Here is a 20087-nt window from a genome sequence, read left to right on the forward strand (position 1 = left end):
TCAATGCCGCCTCGCCTGCACCAGATAGGCGTCGATCGCGGTCTCGCCCAGCCATTTGGCGGCCTCCAGCCGATGCAGCCCCTCGACCAGCACATATCGGGCTCCATCGGGCCGGACCTGGATCGGCACCTTCATCCCGTTCTCCAGAATATCCTCTGCAAGGATCCTGACCGTCTCCGGATGCAGGGTCTTCCGGCGTGCAGCCGGCACGTAGATGCTGTCGACCGGGATCTTTTCAATTCTCAGCATGACGGCCTCTCCACTCAAGGTTCATATAGGCGCCAAGCCCGTCTATTCATACGCCCTCAAAGGGCGGCCGCAACTGCCAGCGCGAGTTGCGCGGTGCCTCGGAACAACTCGTGCCGCTCGGAAAGAGGGGCTTCCTCGCCGGTCAACAGACTGTCGACGATGGTGCATATCGAAAGCGCACGGAACCCGAGCGAGGACGATAGCGTGAAGAGATTGGCAGTCTCCATGTCGACTGCCGTGATACTCCTTGCGCGAGGCAGATCGAAGCGCGTTTCCGACGTGGGGTGATAAAACACGTCGCTCGAGACCATGTGGCCGGTGTGGACCGGCAGCGCCTCGCGCCTGGCCTGGTCCAGCGCAAGGTCGAAGAGTTGTTTGTCCGGATGTCCCGCCGGCCCGCCGGCAATCAGATCCGTGTCCATGACCGCACTTTCGGCGACGAAGGTCTCGCGCAATGGGAGGTCGAGCGTGAGCGCTCCGCAGGAGCCGGTGCGGATGACGTTGCGAACGCCATAGAACCGAACGAGTTCGTGCACGTAGATAGTGAAGGACGGACGGCCCATGCCGGTGCCGTGCACGCTCACCCGCTTTCCCCGATAGAACCCCGTGAAGCCGAGTGCACCGCGCACCCGGTTCACGCAGCGGGCACGCTCCAGAAAGATATCCGCGATCCACTGGGCACGCAACGGGTCGCCGGGAACCAGAACGGTCTCGGCATAGTCACCCGGCAAGGCCTCGTTGTGCGGCGTCATGGGTCCCATCCACTGTCTTCGCTCGCATAGGGACGGGCTGGATGGGCGGCTTAGTCCTTCTCGAGCATTTCCTTGACCACCGTCGCGAGTTGCTTCAGCGAGAACGGCTTCGGCAGGAATCCGAACTTTGCATCCGCAGGCAGGTTCTTCGCGAAGGCGTCCTCAGCATAACCCGATACGAAGATGAACTTAATGTCCGGATCGACCTTTCGCAGTTCCCCGAGCAGCGTCGGTCCGTCCATCTCCGGCATCACCACATCGGACACCACGATGTCGACCTTGCCGCTGAGTTCGTTATAGAGCTCGAGAGCCTCGACGCCGGAAGATGCCTCGTGGACGGTGTAGCCCCGCGAACTCAGAGCCCTGACGCCGCCCATGCGAACCGCATCTTCGTCCTCAACCAAGAGCACGGTGGCCGAACCCGACAGGTCCCGCGCGGTTTCCGACTTCTTAGAGGCAGGAGCCTCGACCGCCTGCGGCAGCTCAGAATCGGCAGCAGAGTGTAGCTCCTCCGTTGCTGCTGGCTGGGCCGGCGCGCCGGCGACGTAACGCGGCAGGAAGATGCGGAACACCGTCCCTTTGCCTACCTCCGAGTCGCAGTAGATATAGCCTCCGGTCTGCTTGATGATCCCGTAGACCATCGAGAGGCCGAGGCCCGTACCCTTGCCAACTTCCTTGGTGGTGAAGAAGGGCTCGAAGATCTTCTTCTGCACCTCGGGCGGAATGCCGGTGCCGGAATCCTCGACTTCGACCAGCACGTAGTCCGCTTGCACCAGTTCGCGGTGAGAGGCGAAGTGCTGCCCCTCGCTTGCGGAAAGGTTCTTGGTTCGCACGGTCAGCGTGCCGCCCGACGGCATCGCGTCGCGCGCATTGACGGCGAGATTCACGACCACCTGCTCGAACTGGCTGATGTCGACCTTGACGGGCCAAAGGTCGCGTCCGTGGTCGATCTTGAGTTTGACCTCGTTGCCCACCAGGCGCGTCAGCAACATGCGCAGATCGGCCAGCACGTCGGTGAGATTGAGGACCTCTGGACGGAGCGTTTGTTTCCTGGAGAAAGCCAGCAGTTGCCTGACGAGCGAGGCTGCCCGGTTGGCGTTCTGCTTGATATTCATGATGTCCGGGAAGGACGGGTCGGATGGGCGGTGGTTGGTGAGCAGCAGGTCCGACGCCATGATGATGGCGGTCAGCACGTTGTTGAAATCGTGCGCGATGCCTCCAGCCAGTTGGCCGACTGCCTGCATCTTCTGGCTCTGCGCCATCTGGCCTTCGAGCGCCTTCTGCTGGGTCGTATCGACCGCATAGACGATCGCTGCCTCCTCGGCCCGCTCGCCATCGCCGGCATCGGCTACTGCGTTGACGTAGAGTCGCAGGTGCCGTTCCTCATTGTCGGGCAGAACCGTGTCGATCGGCTCGATGTCGGCCTGTCGGCGCCGCGCCTTCTCCAGCGCCAGCGCGAATGCAGGCCGGTCCCGCTCGTAGATGACGGAATCGAAGCGGATGTGCCGGTCGATCGCGTCGCGATCGACGATGCCGGAGAAGAGCGAGAAGAAAGGCGCGTTGGTGCGCACGATCCGCCCTTGCTGGTCCACGCCAGCGATCGCCATCGGCGTGGAGTTGAAGAAGCGCGTGAACCGGTTTTCGGCGGCCCTGAGGTCGGCCGACGAGTCCTCCCCCTGCGTGCGATTGAGCACGATCGTGCGGGTCGAACCGCTGGATCCGTCGCGGTTGGCACTGACGCGATGCAGGAGCCGGACCGGCAGCGCCTGTCCGTTCGCCATCGCCAGATCCAAATCGATTACCGCATTCTTGGTCGTGCCCGGATCGGCCTTGATCGAGTACACCAGTGCCATGCCGTCGCCGGCGACGATCTCGCCGAGGGTGAGGTCGCCCGGCATGAAACTGGCCAAATCGATGCCCAGCCATTCGGCGAGCGTCGAGTTCACATAGGTGATGCGGTTCTCCGGATCGGCGGCGAAGAAGCCGGCCGGCGCATGGTCGAGATGGTCGATCGCCTGCTGCAGGTCGAGGAAGAAGCGTTCCTGTTCCGCCCGCTCGCGCGAGATGTCAGCAAGCTTCCAGGCAAACAGCGGCTGGCGCTCGCCCGGGATCTTGAAGGTCCGCGCCTGCACCCGATACCAGCGCGGTCCGGACTCGGCTCCAGGCCTGATTGATCTCGCCATGCGGAATTCGCCCGCGCCTGCCTGGCCGTCGCGGATGCCGGACGCCAGCCGGTAGATCGTGTCCGCGGCTTCGGGAACATCCGACAGCAGCGACTCCACCGTGCGCACGTCGGAGGCGCTGTTGGCGCCGGTCATCTCCGCATAGGCGCGGTTGGCATAGATGATGCGCCCCTTCGGGTCGGTGACCAGCAGGCCGTGATCAAGAGAATCGATGAAGGACTTCGAGAGTTCGTCGGTGGTCGAGCGGGATGCGATCTGGACGAAGCCGATGGCCGCGGCAAACAGGAAGCCGACGCCGGTCATCGCCAGCACGCCGAGCATGCCGAGCAGAAAGGGGTCGCCTAGATACTCGCGGAAGATGGCGAATACGATCGCAGCCGCTGTGAGCACGACGATGAAGACCACCAGGCGCGCAATGGCGCCGGGCCGCGCGCCGTGATCGACGATCGGCACGGGATAGAAATCGCCGCGCGTTTCCTTGGACATCAGAGCCCGTTCCCCGCCATTTTCGTGCCCTGCCTTCAACGACTCGCCTGAATCACAATTTCCATAGCCCGAAAGAGCCACCGGCAGAAAGCATCTGAAAGCCGCACCTAGCCCGGAAAGACGCGAAAATGCCAAAGTTTTCGGCTTGGGGGCCGCTTCGCCCACAGACGCGGGCGCCATCGCAACGCAGCGGCAGGGCCAGATCGGACTGGTTCCATCCGGTCACCCTTTGCTCTAGTGTCCGTATGCGGCCCGGGTAAAACGAGGATTCGATGCTGGACTGGTTGGACGCAGTGGCAGGCACCGGCTACTCGCAGGCAGTGTTGTGGACCCTGCTGGCCCTTCTGCTGCTAGTGGTCTTGCTCATCGTAATCAAGCTGGTCCGCAGCATGACCTTCGGCACCTTCGTTGCGGGCGGCCGCAACCGCAAGGCGCGCCTCGCCGTGATGGATGCCACGGCTGTCGACACCCACAGGCGGCTGGTGCTGATCCGCCGTGACGACGTCGAGCATCTACTGCTGATCGGCGGGTCGAGCGACATCGTCGTGGAGCGCGACATCCGGATCGCGCAGACTCGCCGGCCGATGCAGCCGGCGCAACAGGAGTTGGTCCGCGACCTGCCGGCAGGTCCGGCCCCGATTGCGCCCCCACCGGCTCCGGTTGCGCCGCAGCCGGCTCCCGTCCCGCCCTCACCGATTGCCGCTGCATCTCAGCCCCAACCCGCGCCTCAGCCGCGGCGTGTGGAGCCTGCGCGCGTCGCCCCTCAGCAACGGCCGGCACCACAGCGCCAGGAGCCAAGCCTGGGTCCAGCCCAGCGGCCCGAGCCGCCACGGCCGGCGTCGCCGCCCCTCGCGGCCGCACCGCAGCCGGCACCGCTGGGCGAGCCGATGATCGCGCCGCAAGGGCCGCCAGCGCCCCCCCTGCAGGCCGCGCCGCCCCCGCCGCCGGCCGACGATCTCGACGACGACTTGCTGAAGGAATTGGAGGTCTCGCTCGATGAGGACGAGACCAAGCCCGCGCCGGGGCAGTCCAAGGAGCGCTCCCCGGCATCGCTCGACGACGAGATGGCGCGGCTGCTCGGAGAGTTGTCCAGGCCGCGGAGATAGGCGGCGCGCTCGCCGCCCCTCACTCACCTCGCCGGCCGCACCCAGACCCGGTTGTCGTGGAACGCCGCGCCGCCATAGGGCGGCGGTGCGTCGGAGCCGGTGAGCACGTTGATGCCCTCGCCGCGCTCGTGGGCGCTGTTCGGCCAGATGCCCTCGGCGATCACCACGCCGCGGCGGACTCCCTCGAAGAGCTTAGTGTGCAGCACCACCTCGCCGCGGGCATTGCCGATCTCGACGCGGTCGCCGATAGCCAGGCCCAGGCTTGCAGCATCTTCCGGATGGATCAGCAACTCCGGCCTGCCTTCGCGGCCGCGCGAGCTCGGGGTCTCGGTAAAAGTCGAGTTGAGGAAGGAGCGCGCCGGGGAGGTCGCCAGCCGGAACGGATGCGCCTCGTCGGCCACCTCGATCAGTTCGACGTGGTCGGGGAACGCCGGAAGTTTTTCCACATTGCCCTGAGGGCCCATGCTCCTCGGCGGCCTGTTGGGCGCGGGCGTGCCCGTCCAGTCCGGCTTGAAACGGAATTTCCCGTCAGGATGGCCAAAGCCGTCGAGGAAATGCGCGGTCTCGAACTCCGGCTGCATGTCGGCCCAGCGCTGTTCGCGAAAGCTGTCGAACGTGCCCAGCCCCTTCTTGGATAGCATGACGTCGATGTGCTCGCGCTCGGTAATGCCGAAGCCGGGCATATCAGCGACGCCCAGGCGCTTCGCCAGTTCCTCGTTGACGAAATGATTGGGGCGCGGGCCTTCGGGCGGCTCGATCAGTTTTGGACCGAGCGTAAAATGCTGGTTGCCGCCGCCCTTGTAGATGTCGTCGTGCTCCAGAAACATCGTCGCCGGCAGCACGACATCGGCTAGTTGGGCCGTGTCGGTCATGAACTGCTCGTGCACGCAGGTGAAGAGGTCGTCGCGCAAAAACCCCTTTCTCACCAACCGCTGCTCGGGCGCGACGTTCACCGGGTTGGTGTTCTGGATGAGCATGGCCGTCACCGGCGGGCCGCCATAGAGCGCATCGGCTGCACCGGTCAGCACCGGGCCGATCCGCGAATGATCGAGATACCGGATTTTTGGATCGCGTAGCCGCGTTCCTTCCAGAAGCTCGGTGTTGAACTTCAGGATGCCCGAGTTGGAGTGGAACGCGCCGCCGCCCTCATACTGCCAGCAACCGGTGACGGCGGCGATCGACAGCGCCGCGTGCATGTTCACCGAGCCGTTGCGCTGGCGCGAAAAACCGTAGCCCAGCCGGAAGAAGGTGCGCTTGGTGGTGCCGATCAGGCGGGCGAATGCCTCGATCTCGGCCACCGACAGCCCGGTGATCACCGACGCCCATTCCGGCGTCCGCGTCGCAAGGTGCTTTTGCAGCCCCTCCGGATCGTCCGTGTACTTTCTTAGATAGTCCCAATCGGCAAAACCCTCGCGGAACAGCACGTGCATGACCGCGCAGGCGAGCGCGCCGTCGGTGCCGGGTTTCAGGATCAGGCCCAGGTCGGCCTGCTTCATCGTCGCGTTGTCGTAGATGTCGATGACGACGATTTTTGCGCCGCGCTCCTTGCGGGCGCGCACGGCGTGGGTCATCACGTTGACCTGCGTGACGACGGCGTTGGTTCCCCAGATGACCACACAGTCGGACTTCGCCATCTCGCGCGGGTCGGCGCCCGACAGCCGGCCGGCGCCCATCATCCAGCCCGTCCAGGCGAGATTGGTGCAGATCGAGCCGAAGAAGCCGGAGTATTTCTTGGCGTGGCGCAGCCGCTCGATGCCGTCGCGCTGCACCAGCCCCATGGTGCCGGCGTAAAAATACGGCCAGACCGTCTCGCTGCCATACTTTTCTTCCGCCGCGATGAATTTTTCCGCCACCAGATCGAGCGCGGCCTCCCAGCTTGCCTCCTTCCAGGTCCCCTCGCCTTTCGCTCCAGCGCGGACCAACGGCTTGAGCAGCCGGTCGGGGTGGTGGACGCGCTCGGCATAGCGCGCGACCTTCGCGCAGATCACGCCGGCGGTGTAGCTGTTGTCTTTTGCGCCATAAACGCGGCCGATGGTGCGCTCGTCCAGGAGTTCGACGTCGAGCGCGCAGGTCGACGGGCAGTCATGCGGACAGGCCGAATGGCCGATGCGGGTCTTTGCTCGCGTGATGCTGGCGTGCTGGTTCATGGGCCGGTTCTACAGCGTTTTGGCGGAGCGGTGTAGCACCCCCCCTTCTCCCCTTGTGGGAGAAGGTGCCTGAGCGGAGCGAAGGCGGATGAGGGGTGTTGGCCGGTACGCGATCGTCCTTCAAGCACCCCTCATCCGACCTCGCGGCCTCGCTCACCCTACGGGATCGCTCGTTGCTCGGCCACCTTCTCCCACAAGGGGAGAAGGAAACGCCGGCCGTGGCGCAGGGCGCCTTTCTCGCCCCTTCACGGGGAGAGGTGGTCTGCGAAGCAGACCGGAGAGGGGGCGCGCTTCGTCGCTGCCACGCCCGCCTGCGCGTCTGGCCATTCTTTTAGTCTCGGGAAGACGGGCGGCCGCAGGGTCGCTCATCTTTTAGTTTTATGCGACCTCGCGGCCGCCCGTCCGGTGCTCTGTCTGTCGCTTCATTCCCCAGCATGGGATCTTAACACAACTCCGGCGACGTGCCGGCGATATCCCGATTATGCGGACAACGGCATACCGTGCCAGGTCCCCGTTTGTCGGGGCTTCGCGGAACTCCGAAGCGACGCCCGACCCTCGCAGCCACGTTAGCCGCTACTTCCGGACACCGGCCCCTCCCCACAGACCACCGTCATGATCGGCGTTCCCGCAGGAGGGACTGCGCAGGATTATGAGGAAGTAGAAAAGGGAGGGGATAGAATCGGTAGAAAGAAGCGGTGCGGGTGGCGCCGAAACTCGCGATTACAAGGGCTCGGGGGCCGCGACGCTTGCGAATTGCAATGAAGCGGGGATTTCTGTCCCCGGCTTCGGCTCCACTCTAGGCCGCCTTAAGCAGTGGCCGACGTTTCGTCTAGATCCGGCAGTCTGCTGACCAACCGCCTTTGATTATGGACGCAGTCATTCTCTGCAGACGGTCTGGAGGCGGGAGGACGTTAATCTGTTCAAGATTTTATAGCCCGCGAGGGGATTGGAAACTAGCTGCAGCCGCTCCTATGATTGATAGATTGGGCGGGAGGGCTAGTGCGGCATGTTGAACAACGAACTTCAACTTTTCGACAAGGACGCTTTGCTTTTTCGCCTTCATGAGGCACTCAGTCGTTCTGATAAGGAAGTCGTCTTCGTCGTGGGCGCGCCGCTTACGGCTCCTCACGCCGGTGAAATAGGCGTTGCTGACGTCAAAGCGGTCGTCGAACTTATTCGCTCGGAGTTTCCGGAGCACAGTAGGCACCGGGAGAGATTCGAGACCTCCGTGGCGGAATCTCTCAATCCCTATCAAGCGGCTTTCGATTTCCTTTCCGGCAACGCAGGTCAGGATGCTGCCAACCGCATTGTGAAGCAGGCAGTAGCCCAAGCGCTGGTTCCTTCAGGGTCAAACGATTGGTGTGGGGCGATCGGAAAACTTGCCGACGACAACCTCAAGGCCTTGGACAATGACTCCGCAATATGGCAGCTAAGCCCAGGCGTTTCGGCTCTCGGCATGCTAATCGCGAAGTTCCCCGGGCGCTTCGGAAAGATCCTGGTCACATCGAACTTTGATCCGCTGGTTGAGGTTTCCGTCAGGCGAAACGGGGGCTCAGCTTGGCGGACGTCGCTGTCCGTAGATGGATCGATTCGGCAGAGCGAAGCCGAAGGGTGTCAGGTTATTCACATCCATGGTTATTGGTATGGATCGGATACGCTGCACACCACCCGACAGCTTCTTCAAAACCGTCCGACGCTCAAGAATGATCTACTTACGCTCCTGCAGGACAAGATCGTAGTTGTCATCGCTTATGGGGGATGGCCAGACATCTTCACGGGCGCGCTTGGGGGGATCGTCAGCAACGACAACCTCTTTCCTGAAATCCTTTGGGCCTTTCATTCCGACCAGCCCACATTAGGCGAGCATCTCCGCACCACACTGCAACCTGGCATCATTCGCAATCGCGTTACTTTCTACAAGGGGATCGACTGCCACGAGTTCTTTCCCGAGTTACTCGCACTATGGGAAGAGAACCCGCCAATTGACGCCCCGGAAGCGGGCGAGACAGTTGGTCTCACAGTTGGGCCACGCGGCCGAGCACGGCTTTTCCGACTTGCTCCTCTCGAATGCGACAGACCGCCCAACATTGAGGTTTGGGTCGGGCGCGAGAATGAGCTGCGTGCTTTGGAGACTTCAAAGGCCAAGGTAGTAATCATCTGCGGCATGGGCGGCGAGGGAAAATCCGTGCTCGCGTCTCATTACATTGGCACTCTTGATGAGCAGGAAAATGCCTACCGGATGTGGGACTGGCGGGATTGCAAGGAACAAAGCGACCGAATCCGGACGCAGATTGTCGAGATCATCGTGCGCTTCTCCGGAGGGCGCGTTTCGGCAGACGATCTCACTGACGCTGATGATCGCGAACTTGTCGAGGTTCTTATCGACCAGACCAGAGATGCCAAGGCCATCCTCGTCTTTGACAACGTTGACAGCTACATTGATCTTGAAAACCGTAGCTTCATCGGAATCCTAGACACGCTGGTGCAGCGTATCTCGACCTCAGAATCCACCAGTCGGATAGTATTAACTTGCCGCCCTGACGTTCAGTATCCGTCATCATCGGTGATCACTCTCCCGATGAAAGGCATTTCGGTTGAAGAGGCGATTGAGCTCTTCGCCAAGCGCGTGCCTACCGTGACTATTCCCGAGGAGGATATCCGCGAAGCCCATACCCGGACGAAAGGACATGCCTTTTGGCTGGATCTTTTAGCTGTTCAGGTGACCAAGGTTCCAGGCACTACGTTGCGGAAACTTCTCAACGACATGCGCCGAGGACGCGACGACGGCCCTGACATTCTATCGTCGCTTTGGGATAAGCTAGCGCCTCGAGAGCAGACACTGCTGCGCTGCATGGCTGAAGCCGTCCGGCCCGAAACGGCAAATATGATTGAAGGCTTTGTCGCTTCCCAGCTGAACTATCAGAAGTTTAGCAAGGCATTGCGCTCGCTCATTGCTCTCAACCTAATTGTTGTAAAGCCGGAAGCGGACGCGCCTGATCTGTATGATTTACACCCTTTGGTCAGGCAGTTTGTGCGAACGAAGTTTGAGCGTGCCGAGCGTAGTGGCTTCATCCGTGTGGTCATCAACCAATATGACCTGATCATCGGCAAAATCGAAGCCCTTCTGGGGATCAACATGCCGTACGCGATGCTTGAGCGCTGGTCGCAAAAGGCAGAGCTTCAGGTGGCAGCCGGCCTCTTCGAGGAGGCCTTCGAGACGCTTACCAAGATCGAAGACGCCTTCATCGGCGGCGGTCACGTGCAAGAGTTTGTACGGGTCGGTCGCCTCCTGTTCGAGGCAATAGATTGGGAAACCGCTCCGACGAAGCATAGCCAATTCGATAGGATTATTGGGACAATGATCGAGGCCCTCGACCAACTCGGCGATACAGAGTCGGCCGACGGCATGTTGACGCGCTATGAGGGCACCATCCCCCAAAAAACCGCTCGCTACATAAATTTCTGCGATGTTCGGGCCTATTCTTATTGGATGCGCGGGCACTTCGAGCAGGCCATTGAATGGGGACAGAAGGGCGTGACACTAAAATCGGAAACGAACGTCGACACCCAGTTCGATTGCAAATACAATTTGGCACTCGCCCAGCGTGATGCAGGGCATCCTACGCTAGCCATTGAATGTTTCCGCAACAATTTCGATGTCGCGGATATCATTACGAGTGCAGCCGGCGTGCCGGCTAACGCGCCCATGTATGGCAACGTTGGCCGCTGCCTTCACTTGATGAAGAGATTTGACGACGCGCTCGCGTGTTATCGTAAATCCCTCAAAATTCTCGAAGCGGAATCTTCATCGTCCACAAAGTCGAATCGAGCGTACGGTCGCCTCTGGGTCGGACAGATATTTGCGGATCGCGGCGACACGGAAACGGCGGAGGCCTTCTTTATGGACGCCATCCGGACTCTCGGGAGTTCAGCCCCACTTAGGGTTCGTGAACTTTACGTGGAAGTGGAAAAGGTCCGCGCCGGCGACGCACTCATTATGTCGGAGGCCAAAGCAACGCGCATTGTCAACAATTGGATGAGGGAATAATGCCCGTGTCTGGCTACTCGCGATGTCGCACCTCCGTCGCTGGCAATTCCTGCATTCAGGAAATGGCAAAGTTCGTCTTTGGGTTGGGATGGAGGCGCTCGCCCTCGATCAGAGCGATGCGCTCGCGCCCGATCAGTGCCTCGGGCGCGGATTTGTTCGCCAGCGGCTCGGCGGCAGCACTGCACCGCCTCGCGGCCACACCAATTAGCATTGACTAATCCATTAGCCTCCGCTAATTTTACCTCATGATCGAAACGGCACCCGTCACGAGCGTCATGCGCGCCTTGGCCGACCCGACCCGGCGCGGGCTGTTCGAGCGGATCGTCGCGGCGCAAGAGATCACGGTGGCGGAGCTGACGCAGGGCAGCGGCGTGACGCAAGGCGCGATCTCGCAGCACCTCAAGTCGCTGAAGCAGGCCGGCCTGGTCGCCGAGCGCCCCGAGGGACGAAAGGTCTTTTATCGCGCGGAACCCGAGGGGCTGGCGCCGCTGTTCGACTGGATGAACCACTACGGCATGTTCTGGCGCGACCGCTTCGCCGATCTCAGAACCCTGCTCAAGGAAATGGCCCATGACCCAGACCGCGACCATGACACGCGACATCGTGGTGGAGGAGATTTTTCCTCATACAGCGGAAACGATCTGGAAGGCGCTGACCAGCGGAGGGTTGATCGCCCGCTGGCTGATGGAGCCGAAGGGTTTTGAGCCGGTGGTCGGCAACCGGTTCACATTCCAGACGACGCCCGCCGGCGAATGGGACGGCGCGATCCACTGCGAGGTGCTGGAGGTGGTGCCGAACCGGCGCTTCGCCCATTCGTGGAAGGGCGGGCATGACGGCAACCAGGGCTACGGCTCGCGGCTCGACACGACCGTGACCTGGACACTCGAGCCTGTCGAGGGAGGAACGCGGGTCACGCTGACCCATGCCGGGTTCGAGCTGCCGCGAAACGAGATCGCCTTCCAGAACATGGGGGGCGGCTGGAAGAAGGTGGTGCCGAGGCTGCGCGCGATCGCTGACGATTTGAACTGAGCGACGAAGAGGGCCGATGGCCTTGCAACCGGGGGCGGACGCCTTCGGCGAGGGATACCTTTGCCTGCAACTGGAGGAGAAGAGACATGACGAGGGCATATACGGGCGGCTGCGCCTGCGGGGCGATCCGCTACGAGTCGGCCGCCGAACCGATCATGACCAACGATTGCCAGTGCCGGCAGTGCCAAAAGGACAGCGGCACCGGGCACGCATCCTACCTCGTCTTCCCCCGGGCGGCGGTGGAGGTGCACGGCGAGGCGAAAAGCTTCGACTTCACCGGCGATCTGGGCACGGTGAAGAGCCGCGCCTTCTGTCCGACCTGCGGAACCCCGGTCTATATGCTGTTTCCCCAAATGCCGGACATTTTCGTTGCCAGGGCCGGCACGCTGGACGAGCCTGAGCGCTATCGGCCGCAGGCAGTGCTCTGGACGGACGCCGCACAGGATTGGGACCGGATCGACCCCTCGCTGAAGACCTTCGCCCGGATGCCGCCGCCGGCCGGTTGAGACCTGGGACCCCTACTCCGCCGTCGCCTCTTCATACTCCGAACTCATCTCCAGCCAGCGCTCCTCCTGGTCGTTGAGCTGGCCGGTCAGTTGCGAGCGCTCCTTGGCGAGCTGCGTGGCGGTCGTCGGATCCTTCTCGTAGAGCGCCGGGTTGGCGAGTTCGTCCTCGATCAGGTCGATGCGCTTGCGCAGGCGGTCCATCAGCGCCTCGGTCGCGCGGATCTGCTTTGCCAGCGGCTCGGCGGCGGCGCGGCGCTGCGCTGCCTCGCGGCGGCGGTCGGCCTTCGAGGCTTTTTCGGCCTCCCGTTTCTCGCGCCGGTCGCCCGCTGACACGCCGACCACCATCTGGCGGTAGTCGGCCATGTCGCCGTCGAACGGTTCTACCCCGCCGTCCTTGACCAGCCACAGCCGGTCGGCGGTCGCCTCGATCAGGTGGCGGTCGTGGCTGATCAGGATGACGGCGCCGGGAAAATCGTTCAGCGCCACCATCAGCTCCTCGCGGCTGTCAATGTCGAGGTGGTTGGTCGGCTCGTCGAGGATGAACAGGTTCGGGCCGTCGAAGGCGGAAAGCCCCATCAGCAGGCGCGCCTTCTCGCCGCCGGAAAGGTCTTTTGCCGGCGTGTTCATCTTCTCGGTCGACAGGCCGAAGCGGGCGACGCGCGCGCGCACCTTCGATTCCGGCGCGTCCGGCATCAGCCGGCGCACATGCTCGTAGGCGTTCTCCTCTGGCCGGAGGTCGTCGAGCTGGTGCTGGGCGAAGATCGCGACTTTCAGGCCGGGCGCCACCGTCATCGTGCCGGCCTCGGCCTTCAGCCTGGCGGCGAGCAGCTTTGCGAAGGTCGACTTGCCGTTGCCGTTGGCGCCGAGCAGCGCGATGCGGTCGTCGGCGTCGATCCTCAGCGACAGTTTTTTGAGGATCGGGTTTTGCGGCTGGTAGCCGACCGAAACGTTGTCCAGCGCGACGATCGGCGAGGCGACCGTCTTGACCGGCTCCGGAAAGCTGAACGGTTTTACGCTGTCGTCGACCACCGCGGCGATCGGCTTCATGCGCTCCAGCGCCTTGATGCGCGACTGCGCCTGGCGGGCCTTCGACGCCTTGGCGCGAAAACGGTCGATGAAGGACTGCAGGTGCTTTCGCTGCGCCTCCTGCTTGACCCGGCTCTTCTCCTGCAGTTCGAGCTGCTCGGCGCGCTGGCGGTCGAACTGGTCGTAGCCGCCGCGCCAGAAGGTGAGTTTCTTCTGCTCGAGATGGACGATCGAGTTGACGGCGCGGTTGAGCAGGTCGCGGTCGTGGCTGATGAGCAGCACCGTGCGCGGATATTTCGCGACGTAGTTCTCCAGCCAGAGCGTGCCTTCGAGGTCGAGATAGTTGGTCGGCTCGTCGAGAAGCAGCAGGTCGGGCTCGGAGAACAGCACCGCGGCGAGCGCGACGCGCATGCGCCAGCCGCCGGAGAAGGAGGAGGCCGGGCGCTTCTGCGCTTCGGAATCGAAGCCGAGGCCGGAGAGGATGGTCGCGGCGCGGGCCTCCGCCGAATGGGCGTCGATGTCGGCCAGCCGTATGTGGATCTCGGCGATGCGGGCCGGGTCGGTCGCCGTCTTCTCCTCGGCGATGAGCGCGGCGCGCTCCTTGTCAGCCGCGAGCACGATGTCGATCAGCGGCTCCTCGGTGCCGGGCGCCTCCTGCGCCACCTGGCCGATGCGGGTGTTCCGGGGCAGCGAGATCGAGCCGGTCTCGGCCGAAAGCTCGCCGGTGATCGCCTTGAACAGCGTGGTCTTGCCCGTGCCGTTGCGGCCGACCAGGCCCGCCTTCGTGCCCTCGGGGAGGAACAGCGAGGCGTGGTCGAGGAGCAGCCTTCCGGCGACGCGCAGCGAGAGATCGTTGATGGTCAGCATGGCAGCCGCGCTTTTGCACGGGCCGGTCGCAAGCCGCAAGTGCGTCGGGAAAGGCGCACACGAGAAGGGCGGGCACGCGCCGCGCCCACCCTTGCTGGTTTGCTCGGTGCGAAGCTGCTGCCGCGCTCCTACCGCGACGCGGCCGCCTGGCACATGGCGACCAGGTCGTCGTCGTAGGTCGAGGCGTTGGCGACGATGTCGGGGCAGCGCCGCTTCAGGCGCATCTTCTGCGCGGAATCGCCGCCGTTGGCGGTCATCGAGAAGGTGCCGGATTGCGTTGCCGGCGAGGACACGCCGCCCGAGCCGAGTCCGCCGGAACCGGAGCCGCCGCCTACGGCTGCGCCACCGCCTCCGCCGCCAGCGGCCCTGGCTGCACCAGCACCGCTGCCGCCGCCCGCTCCGACATCCACCGAAGCGGAGGTGCCGGCAAAACCCCTGCGGAGGATGCCGAGCAGGGTGTCGTCGTCGGTCCCGAGGCCGCCGACCGAGGCGTCGACATTGCCATTGACTGCGTTGATGCCGCCGATCGACACATCGCCAGTAGGGGTGGTCCCCCGAGCGCCGCCGATGGATGCATCGACATTCGCGTTGACGCCAATGCCGCCGCCGACCGATGCGTCGACGTCTGCATTGACACCATTGCGGCCACCCACAGAGGCGGTCGCGCCGGCATCCACTCCGTTTCGGCCTCCGACAGAGGCGTCGACGTCGGCGTTGACGCCATTTCGTCCACCGATAGAGGCATCGATGTCAGCGTTGACGCCGTCCCGCCCCACAGAGGCGTCGGCGCCTGCGTTGATCCCGTCCCTTCCCCCGATCGACACGGACACCTGGGCGCTTGCGCCCGCGCTTAACGAAATCAGGATCGCTGCCGCGCCGGCGCACGCAGCGAGTTCCTTGGCCAGTTTTGTCATGACACTCTCCTGTTTGCCGCATTCAGCAGAGCCGGCCGAGCCGGCTGCTTCCTGAATGACGAGGATGGCCATGAGACGGTTGCCCGAGAGCATCGGGCATGGTTTTCAGGTGGTTTCCGGATTCGATCGCATTTTAGCGATCGGGCTTCACGCGAACGCCCTGCCCTCTTCGGTGCGCTGGAAATAGATGAGGTCGAGCGCGATGCTCGGCTTGCCGAGGGCCGTCAACATCGCGTGCACTTGGCCCCTGTGATGCGTCTGGTGGTTGAACAGATGCGCCAACGCGGGCGCCAGCCGCTGCGACACCGTGCGCATGTCGGTGACGGTGATGTAGGTGAAGCGTCCGGCGACCTGTTTTTCGGTGAGGCTTTCGATCCAGTCCACGATCCGCGCATCCTCAGCCCGCCGCGCGCCGAAAAGGGAGCCGTAGTGGGCGAAGAGGATCGTGTCGAGGCCGGACGGGGCATCCCCCTGCCCGGTGAAGCGCTTCATCCAGATGCGATCGGCGACCAGCAGGTGGTTGAGGGTTCCCATCACCGACCTGAAGAAGGCGCCCATGTCACGCGCGAACTCTTCCTCGGCGAGCTCCGCAGCCGCTTCGTATACCTTCTGGTTGGCCCAACGATTGTAGGCTGCCATCATCGAGAAATGCTGCTTCATTGCCGCCCCGTGCTTCGCGATCCAGTTCTCTCCTAGCGGCAAGATCGGGAAGCGCCAATGAGCCAGGAGCGCATATGACCATCCTTGTCTACGAACTCGTCGGATCAGACCTGTCGCGGCCGTTCAGCCCGCATTGCTGGAAGACCGTGATGTCGCTCGCCCACAAGGGGCTCGAATTCGAGCGCATCGCGGTTCCGTTCACAGAAGTTCCTCTGGTGGAGAACGGCGCGGCCAAGACCGTGCCTGTCATCCGCGATGGCGACCGGCTCGTCTCCGACTCCTTCGACATCGCGCTCTACCTGGAAAGAACCTATCCGGAGCGGCCGAGCCTGTTCGGCGGGCCCGGCGGCGAGGCCTCGGCCCGGTTCGTCGAACGCTGGTCGCAGATGACGATCCATCCCTTCTTCGGGGCGGCGGCGATGCTGGACATCCACGACCGGCTGGCGCCCGTCGACCAAGCATATTTTCGCGACAGCCGGGAGAAGCGCAACAACGGGCGGTCGCTGGAAAGCGTCGCCTCGGAACGCGAGGCCCGCCATCCCGAATTCCTGAAAAAGCTGGAGCCGCTGCGCAGCACACTCTCCTACCAGCCCTTCATCGGCGGCGAGAGCCCGCTCTTTGCGGACTACATCGTGTTCGGCGCGTTCCAGTGGGTGCGCGTCATGTCGCCCTTCCAATATCTCCCGGCGGGCGATCCGGTCCTCGATTGGTTCGACCGTTGTCTCGATCTCTACGATGGGATCGGGCGAAGCGCGCCTGCTGCGGCGTGAGCGGCTCTTGGCAAGGCGGCGGACCGACTGTATAGGCTCCGCCACTCCCAACAGGACAGCAAACAAGGATCTTCCATGGCGATCGAACGCACCTTCTCGATGATCAAGCCTGACGCCACGCGTCGCAACCTCACCGGCGCGATCACCAAGATGCTCGAGGACGCAGGCTTGCGCGTCGTCGCCTCCAAGCGCGTGTGGATGAGCCGCCGCGAGGCCGAGGGCTTTTACGCCGTTCACAAGGATCGCCCCTTCTTCGGCGAGCTCGTGGAGTTCATGTCCTCGGGTCCGACCATCGTCCAGGTGCTCGAAGGCGAGAACGCCATCGCCAAGAACCGCGAGGTGATGGGCGCGACGAACCCCGCGAACGCCGACGAGGGCACGATCCGCAAGGTGCACGCGCTTTCGATCGGCGAGAACTCGGTGCACGGCTCGGACGCGCCCGAGACCGCGGCGCAGGAGATCCGGTACTGGTTCTCGGACATCGAGATCGTGGGCTGAGGCTCACTTCTCGAGTTTTCAAGCTATCGAAAGCCGGCCTCGCGCCGGCTTTCTTGTTTTGATCGCGGCCCTCGCGATCGTGCTAGACTGGTCGGTCGTGACGAGCGAGGGCGACGCCAGGAAGCCGTGACCGATGGATGAACTTTCAGCACCGAACCCGGTTCTTGAAATTGTCATCGGCACCTTAGTTCTGATTATCGTCATCGTCGTGCACGGCGTCGGCATTCGCACGATCCACCGGCGTTTCAGCAAGTCCTGGATCCATGTGAATGACTTCACGCCGCATTGGCGGACCAACCTGTTGCTTGCTTCCACGATCGGTTCTCTGGCAGCCCTGCATTTCGCTGAAACTCTTCTTTGGGCAGGCCCCATATCACTGATGGGATTGATCCCCTCGATACGGGACAGCTACTACTTCGTCCTGGACAGCTATACGACGCTTGGCGAAGGTACCGTCAAACTGCCCGACCCATGGCGTTTGATCGGACCAATCATAGCGATGTCGGGCCTGTTCACATTCGGCTGGACGGTGGGCGTCCTGGTCAGCATCATGACCGAATTCGGCAAGCTCGACAGAGTACGGGCCAAGAAGGGATCGAGAGAGCGCGGCGAGCTCTGAGGCGGCCTACTTCTTCAGCTCCAGCCCGACACCCTTATTCACGAAGTCGAGCGTGTAGGCCTTCTTGATGTCGATCCCAGCCGGCACCACCTTGGCGGCCACCATCTTGTCGTAGAAGCTCTGCATCCGAGCGTCTTCCATCGCGCCGATACCCATCTTCTCGGCATCGCCCGAGTCGACGATGCCGAACTTCTTGAGCTGAGCGATCGTGAATGCGATCTGCTCGTCGGTGATGTCCGGATTGTCCTTCTTGATCATCTCGTTGGCGGCTTTGTTGTCGCCGTAGAGATAGTTGTACCAGCCCTTGGCGGAGCCATCGACGAAGCACTTCACGACCTCGGGCCGCTTGTCGATCGTGTCCTGCATGGTCTCGATCGTCGTCGCGTAGGCATTGAACCCGTTGTCGGCGAGCAGGAACTGGTTGGGGACGAAGCCGCCTTCCTTCTCCACGGCGAACGGCTCGGAGGTGACGTAACCCTGCTGGACCGACTTCTTGTTGGCGATGAAGGGTGCCGGGTTGAAGGTGTAGGGTACGCGCTTGGTGATGTCCCAGCCGAACTCGGTGACGATCCACTGGAAGAAGCTCTGGAAACCTTCATCGCCGACGATGTACTGGTCGGCGTTCTTGAGATCGCCCCATGTGTCCAGGCCCTGCCCGGGATGCGACATGAAGACTTGAGGATCTTTCTGGAACGTCGCGGCGACGACGCGTAACGGAATGTTCTGCTGCACGGCGTCGAAGGCCTGCAGCATGTTGCCGCCCATGTAGAAATCAATCTTGCCGGCCAGGAGCAGCGGGCGCCCGCTCACCTGTGGCCCGCCGGGCTGGATGGTGACCTCTAGGCCGCATGCGGCATAGGTCCCATCGGCCACGGCCTGGTAGTAGCCGCCATGCTCCGCCTGCGCCAGCCAGTTGGTCATGTAGGTGACTTTTTCGGCGGCACTGGCCGGAAGGACCGAACCCGCCACCACCGCAAGCACGGCGGAAACTGCTGCAAACCTGCTGATCATCGACGTTACCCTCACCTCTCGCTGCCGAAGCTGGCACGGGCAACTTTTTCACTGTCAGCAGGAAAATCAAGCGCCTTTCCGCTGCGGAACAGGCCAACTGCCTGAAACAGATCCGCGAACGATTGACCTAGGTGACCCGCTAAGCAAAGCCGTTTGGAGCCGGCGGGAATGACCCGTCAGGCCACGCCGAGCTTCTTCTGAAGACTGGTCGAGGAGGTCGTGTACTGGAAGACGATGCGTTCGCCGGGGCTGACGATGCGCTTGGCGGCCTGCGCCATCAGGGCCGCCTCGTGGAAGCCGGACAGGATCAGCTTCAGCTTTCCCGGATACCAGTTGATGTCGCCGATGGCGAAGATGCCGGGAACGGAGGTCTCGAACTTCTCCGTGTCGACCGGAATGACGTTCTCGTGGAGGTTCAGGCCCCACTCCGCGACCGGCCCGAGTTTCATCGTCAATCCGAAGAAGGGCAGCATGCGGGTCGCCGGGATCTCGACGTCGCCGTCGGGCCCCTTGATCGTGGCGGAGCGGAGTTGTCCGTCCTCGCCCTTCAGCGCCGTCACCTGGCCGATCCGGAACTCGAGGCCGCCGGTTTCCTGCAGCGCGAACATCTTGTTGACGCTGTCGGGAGCCGCCCGGAACTCGGGCCGGCGGTGCACCAGCGTCATGCTTCGGGCGACCGGCTGGAGGTTCAGGGTCCAGTCGAGCGCCGAGTCACCGCCGCCGACGATGAGAACGTCCTCGCCCCGGAACTCCTCCATGCGGCGCACGGAATAGAAGACGCTCTTGCCCTCATAGGCCTCGATGCCGGGGATCGGCGGCCGCTTCGGCTGGAACGAGCCGCCGCCGGCGGCGATCACCACAACCTTGGCCTCAAACACCTCGTTCTCGTCGGTGGTCACCCGGAAGCCGCCGTCCGGCAGCTTCTCCAGACCGGTGACCATGCGATTGAAGGTGAAGGACGGATTGAACGGCTTGATCTGCTCCATCAGCCTGTCGACTAGTTCCTGCGCGGTCACCGTGGGCAGCGCCGGGATGTCGTAGATCGGCTTCTCGGGATAGAGTTCGGCGCACTGGCCGCCCGGCCGGTCGAGTATGTCGACCAGATGGCACTTCATGTCGAAGAGGCCAAGCTCGAAGACGGCGAACAGGCCGACGGGACCCGCTCCAATGATGAGGACGTCGGTGCGGATCGGCTCTGCCATTCTCGTTTTCCTCC

Annotated in this window: 17 protein-coding genes and 1 pseudogene; 8 read left to right on the forward strand and 10 right to left on the reverse strand. The window is 63.1% G+C overall.

The genetic code is table 11. The features are described 5' to 3' along the window. The 3 genes from HUI96_RS13115 to cckA are packed head-to-tail and all read right to left on the reverse strand — an operon-like array spanning position 1 to position 3670. The gene (locus tag HUI96_RS13115; RefSeq protein WP_188255105.1) at positions 1-249 is read right to left on the reverse strand and encodes a ParB N-terminal domain-containing protein; all 249 of its coding nucleotides are present in this window, start codon (positions 247-249) and stop codon (positions 1-3) included. A gap of 56 nt (positions 250-305) precedes the next feature. Further along, positions 306-1001, reverse strand: coding sequence for a purine-nucleoside phosphorylase (locus tag HUI96_RS13120; protein ID WP_188255106.1), 696 nt, complete (start codon positions 999-1001; stop codon positions 306-308). A gap of 50 nt (positions 1002-1051) precedes the next feature. Then, positions 1052-3670 carry a cell cycle histidine kinase CckA gene (gene cckA / locus HUI96_RS13125; RefSeq protein WP_188255107.1) on the reverse strand — a complete coding sequence of 873 codons (2619 nt, stop codon included), beginning with the start codon at positions 3668-3670 and terminating at the stop codon, positions 1052-1054. Positions 3671-3942: 272 nt separating this feature from the next. Between cckA and HUI96_RS13130 the strand changes: the two genes are divergently transcribed. Further along, positions 3943-4776, forward strand: a complete 834-nt coding sequence (locus tag HUI96_RS13130; protein WP_188255108.1) for a flagellar biosynthetic protein FliO — start codon at positions 3943-3945, stop codon at positions 4774-4776. A 23-nt stretch (positions 4777-4799) separates the two neighbouring features. On the opposite strand, the gene HUI96_RS13135 is transcribed toward HUI96_RS13130, so the two are convergent. Beyond that, positions 4800-6923 (reverse strand): molybdopterin-containing oxidoreductase family protein, encoded by a 2124-nt coding sequence (locus tag HUI96_RS13135; RefSeq protein WP_188255109.1) that lies wholly within the window; start codon positions 6921-6923, stop codon positions 4800-4802. A 1006-nt stretch (positions 6924-7929) separates the two neighbouring features. On the opposite strand from HUI96_RS13135, the gene HUI96_RS13140 reads away from it, so the two are divergent. After that, positions 7930-10971, forward strand: coding sequence for an NB-ARC domain-containing protein (locus tag HUI96_RS13140; RefSeq protein WP_188255110.1), 3042 nt, complete (start codon positions 7930-7932; stop codon positions 10969-10971). Positions 10972-11026: 55 nt separating this feature from the next. On the opposite strand, the gene HUI96_RS13145 is transcribed toward HUI96_RS13140, so the two are convergent. Beyond that, positions 11027-11182 carry a hypothetical protein gene (locus tag HUI96_RS13145; protein ID WP_188255111.1) on the reverse strand — a complete coding sequence of 52 codons (156 nt, stop codon included), beginning with the start codon at positions 11180-11182 and terminating at the stop codon, positions 11027-11029. Between the two features lie 34 nt (positions 11183-11216). Here HUI96_RS13145 and HUI96_RS13150 point away from each other — a divergent pair. The 3 genes and pseudogenes from HUI96_RS13150 to HUI96_RS13160 form a co-directional block, all read left to right on the forward strand. Then, a pseudogene (locus HUI96_RS13150) lies at positions 11217-11537 on the forward strand (ArsR/SmtB family transcription factor); the annotation flags it as partial. Positions 11538-11541: 4 nt separating this feature from the next. Continuing rightward, on the forward strand, positions 11542-12000 hold the full coding sequence (locus HUI96_RS13155; protein WP_188255112.1) for an SRPBCC family protein: 459 nt from the start codon (positions 11542-11544) through the stop codon (positions 11998-12000). A gap of 86 nt (positions 12001-12086) precedes the next feature. Continuing rightward, positions 12087-12506: a GFA family protein gene (locus tag HUI96_RS13160; RefSeq protein ID WP_188255113.1), complete on the forward strand. Its 420-nt coding sequence runs from the start codon at positions 12087-12089 to the stop codon at positions 12504-12506. A 12-nt stretch (positions 12507-12518) separates the two neighbouring features. Here HUI96_RS13160 and HUI96_RS13165 read toward each other — a convergent pair whose 3' ends face one another. From HUI96_RS13165 to HUI96_RS13175, 3 genes are all read right to left on the reverse strand, one after another. Further along, a complete protein-coding gene (locus HUI96_RS13165; protein WP_188255114.1) occupies positions 12519-14399 on the reverse strand; it encodes an ABC-F family ATP-binding cassette domain-containing protein in 1881 nt (626 codons plus the stop codon). A gap of 128 nt (positions 14400-14527) precedes the next feature. Next, positions 14528-15313, reverse strand: coding sequence for a hypothetical protein (locus tag HUI96_RS13170; protein WP_188255115.1), 786 nt, complete (start codon positions 15311-15313; stop codon positions 14528-14530). A gap of 147 nt (positions 15314-15460) precedes the next feature. Continuing rightward, positions 15461-15973, reverse strand: coding sequence for a DinB family protein (locus HUI96_RS13175; protein ID WP_188255116.1), 513 nt, complete (start codon positions 15971-15973; stop codon positions 15461-15463). A gap of 74 nt (positions 15974-16047) precedes the next feature. Here HUI96_RS13175 and HUI96_RS13180 point away from each other — a divergent pair, with 74 nt between their 5' ends. The 3 genes from HUI96_RS13180 (at position 16048) to HUI96_RS13190 (ending at position 17860) form a co-directional block, all read left to right on the forward strand. Next, entirely contained in the window at positions 16048-16743 is a 696-nt protein-coding gene (locus HUI96_RS13180) for a glutathione S-transferase family protein (RefSeq protein WP_188255117.1), read from the forward strand. A gap of 75 nt (positions 16744-16818) precedes the next feature. Further along, the gene (gene ndk, locus HUI96_RS13185; RefSeq protein ID WP_188255118.1) at positions 16819-17241 is read left to right on the forward strand and encodes a nucleoside-diphosphate kinase; all 423 of its coding nucleotides are present in this window, start codon (positions 16819-16821) and stop codon (positions 17239-17241) included. Positions 17242-17374: 133 nt separating this feature from the next. Beyond that, positions 17375-17860, forward strand: a complete 486-nt coding sequence (locus HUI96_RS13190) for an ion channel (protein ID WP_188255119.1) — start codon at positions 17375-17377, stop codon at positions 17858-17860. Between the two features lie 6 nt (positions 17861-17866). On the opposite strand, the gene HUI96_RS13195 is transcribed toward HUI96_RS13190, so the two are convergent. Both HUI96_RS13195 and HUI96_RS13200 read right to left on the reverse strand, forming a co-directional pair. Next, positions 17867-18871 carry an ABC transporter substrate-binding protein gene (locus HUI96_RS13195; RefSeq protein ID WP_188255120.1) on the reverse strand — a complete coding sequence of 335 codons (1005 nt, stop codon included), beginning with the start codon at positions 18869-18871 and terminating at the stop codon, positions 17867-17869. Between the two features lie 176 nt (positions 18872-19047). Beyond that, complete coding sequence (locus HUI96_RS13200; protein ID WP_188255121.1) at positions 19048-20073, reverse strand: NAD(P)/FAD-dependent oxidoreductase; 1026 nt, start codon at positions 20071-20073, stop codon at positions 19048-19050. Positions 20074-20087 lie beyond the last annotated feature (14 nt).

It is taken from the genome of Pseudaminobacter soli (ex Zhang et al. 2022), from assembly GCF_014595955.1.
Lineage (GTDB): Bacteria > Pseudomonadota > Alphaproteobacteria > Rhizobiales > Rhizobiaceae > Kumtagia > Kumtagia pseudosoli.

What these genes read in the sequence shown, in the direction of transcription:
- HUI96_RS13160 (WP_188255113.1), top strand. Translation starts at nt 12,087, where the DNA reads ATGACGAGGGCATATACGGGCGGCTGCGCCTGCGGGGCGATCCGCTAC.
- HUI96_RS13155 (WP_188255112.1), top strand. Translation starts at nt 11,542, where the DNA reads ATGACCCAGACCGCGACCATGACACGCGACATCGTGGTGGAGGAGATT.
- HUI96_RS13130 (WP_188255108.1), top strand. Translation starts at nt 3,943, where the DNA reads ATGCTGGACTGGTTGGACGCAGTGGCAGGCACCGGCTACTCGCAGGCA.
- HUI96_RS13175 (WP_188255116.1), bottom strand. Translation starts at nt 15,973, where the DNA reads ATGAAGCAGCATTTCTCGATGATGGCAGCCTACAATCGTTGGGCCAAC.
- HUI96_RS13180 (WP_188255117.1), top strand. Translation starts at nt 16,048, where the DNA reads ATGACCATCCTTGTCTACGAACTCGTCGGATCAGACCTGTCGCGGCCG.
- HUI96_RS13190 (WP_188255119.1), top strand. Translation starts at nt 17,375, where the DNA reads ATGGATGAACTTTCAGCACCGAACCCGGTTCTTGAAATTGTCATCGGC.
- HUI96_RS13165 (WP_188255114.1), bottom strand. Translation starts at nt 14,399, where the DNA reads ATGCTGACCATCAACGATCTCTCGCTGCGCGTCGCCGGAAGGCTGCTC.
- HUI96_RS13135 (WP_188255109.1), bottom strand. Translation starts at nt 6,923, where the DNA reads ATGAACCAGCACGCCAGCATCACGCGAGCAAAGACCCGCATCGGCCAT.
- HUI96_RS13170 (WP_188255115.1), bottom strand. Translation starts at nt 15,313, where the DNA reads ATGACAAAACTGGCCAAGGAACTCGCTGCGTGCGCCGGCGCGGCAGCG.
- cckA (WP_188255107.1), bottom strand. Translation starts at nt 3,670, where the DNA reads ATGTCCAAGGAAACGCGCGGCGATTTCTATCCCGTGCCGATCGTCGAT.
- ndk (WP_188255118.1), top strand. Translation starts at nt 16,819, where the DNA reads ATGGCGATCGAACGCACCTTCTCGATGATCAAGCCTGACGCCACGCGT.
- HUI96_RS13195 (WP_188255120.1), bottom strand. Translation starts at nt 18,871, where the DNA reads ATGATCAGCAGGTTTGCAGCAGTTTCCGCCGTGCTTGCGGTGGTGGCG.
- HUI96_RS13115 (WP_188255105.1), bottom strand. Translation starts at nt 249, where the DNA reads ATGCTGAGAATTGAAAAGATCCCGGTCGACAGCATCTACGTGCCGGCT.
- HUI96_RS13145 (WP_188255111.1), bottom strand. Translation starts at nt 11,182, where the DNA reads ATGCTAATTGGTGTGGCCGCGAGGCGGTGCAGTGCTGCCGCCGAGCCG.
- HUI96_RS13200 (WP_188255121.1), bottom strand. Translation starts at nt 20,073, where the DNA reads ATGGCAGAGCCGATCCGCACCGACGTCCTCATCATTGGAGCGGGTCCC.
- HUI96_RS13140 (WP_188255110.1), top strand. Translation starts at nt 7,930, where the DNA reads ATGTTGAACAACGAACTTCAACTTTTCGACAAGGACGCTTTGCTTTTT.
- HUI96_RS13120 (WP_188255106.1), bottom strand. Translation starts at nt 1,001, where the DNA reads ATGACGCCGCACAACGAGGCCTTGCCGGGTGACTATGCCGAGACCGTT.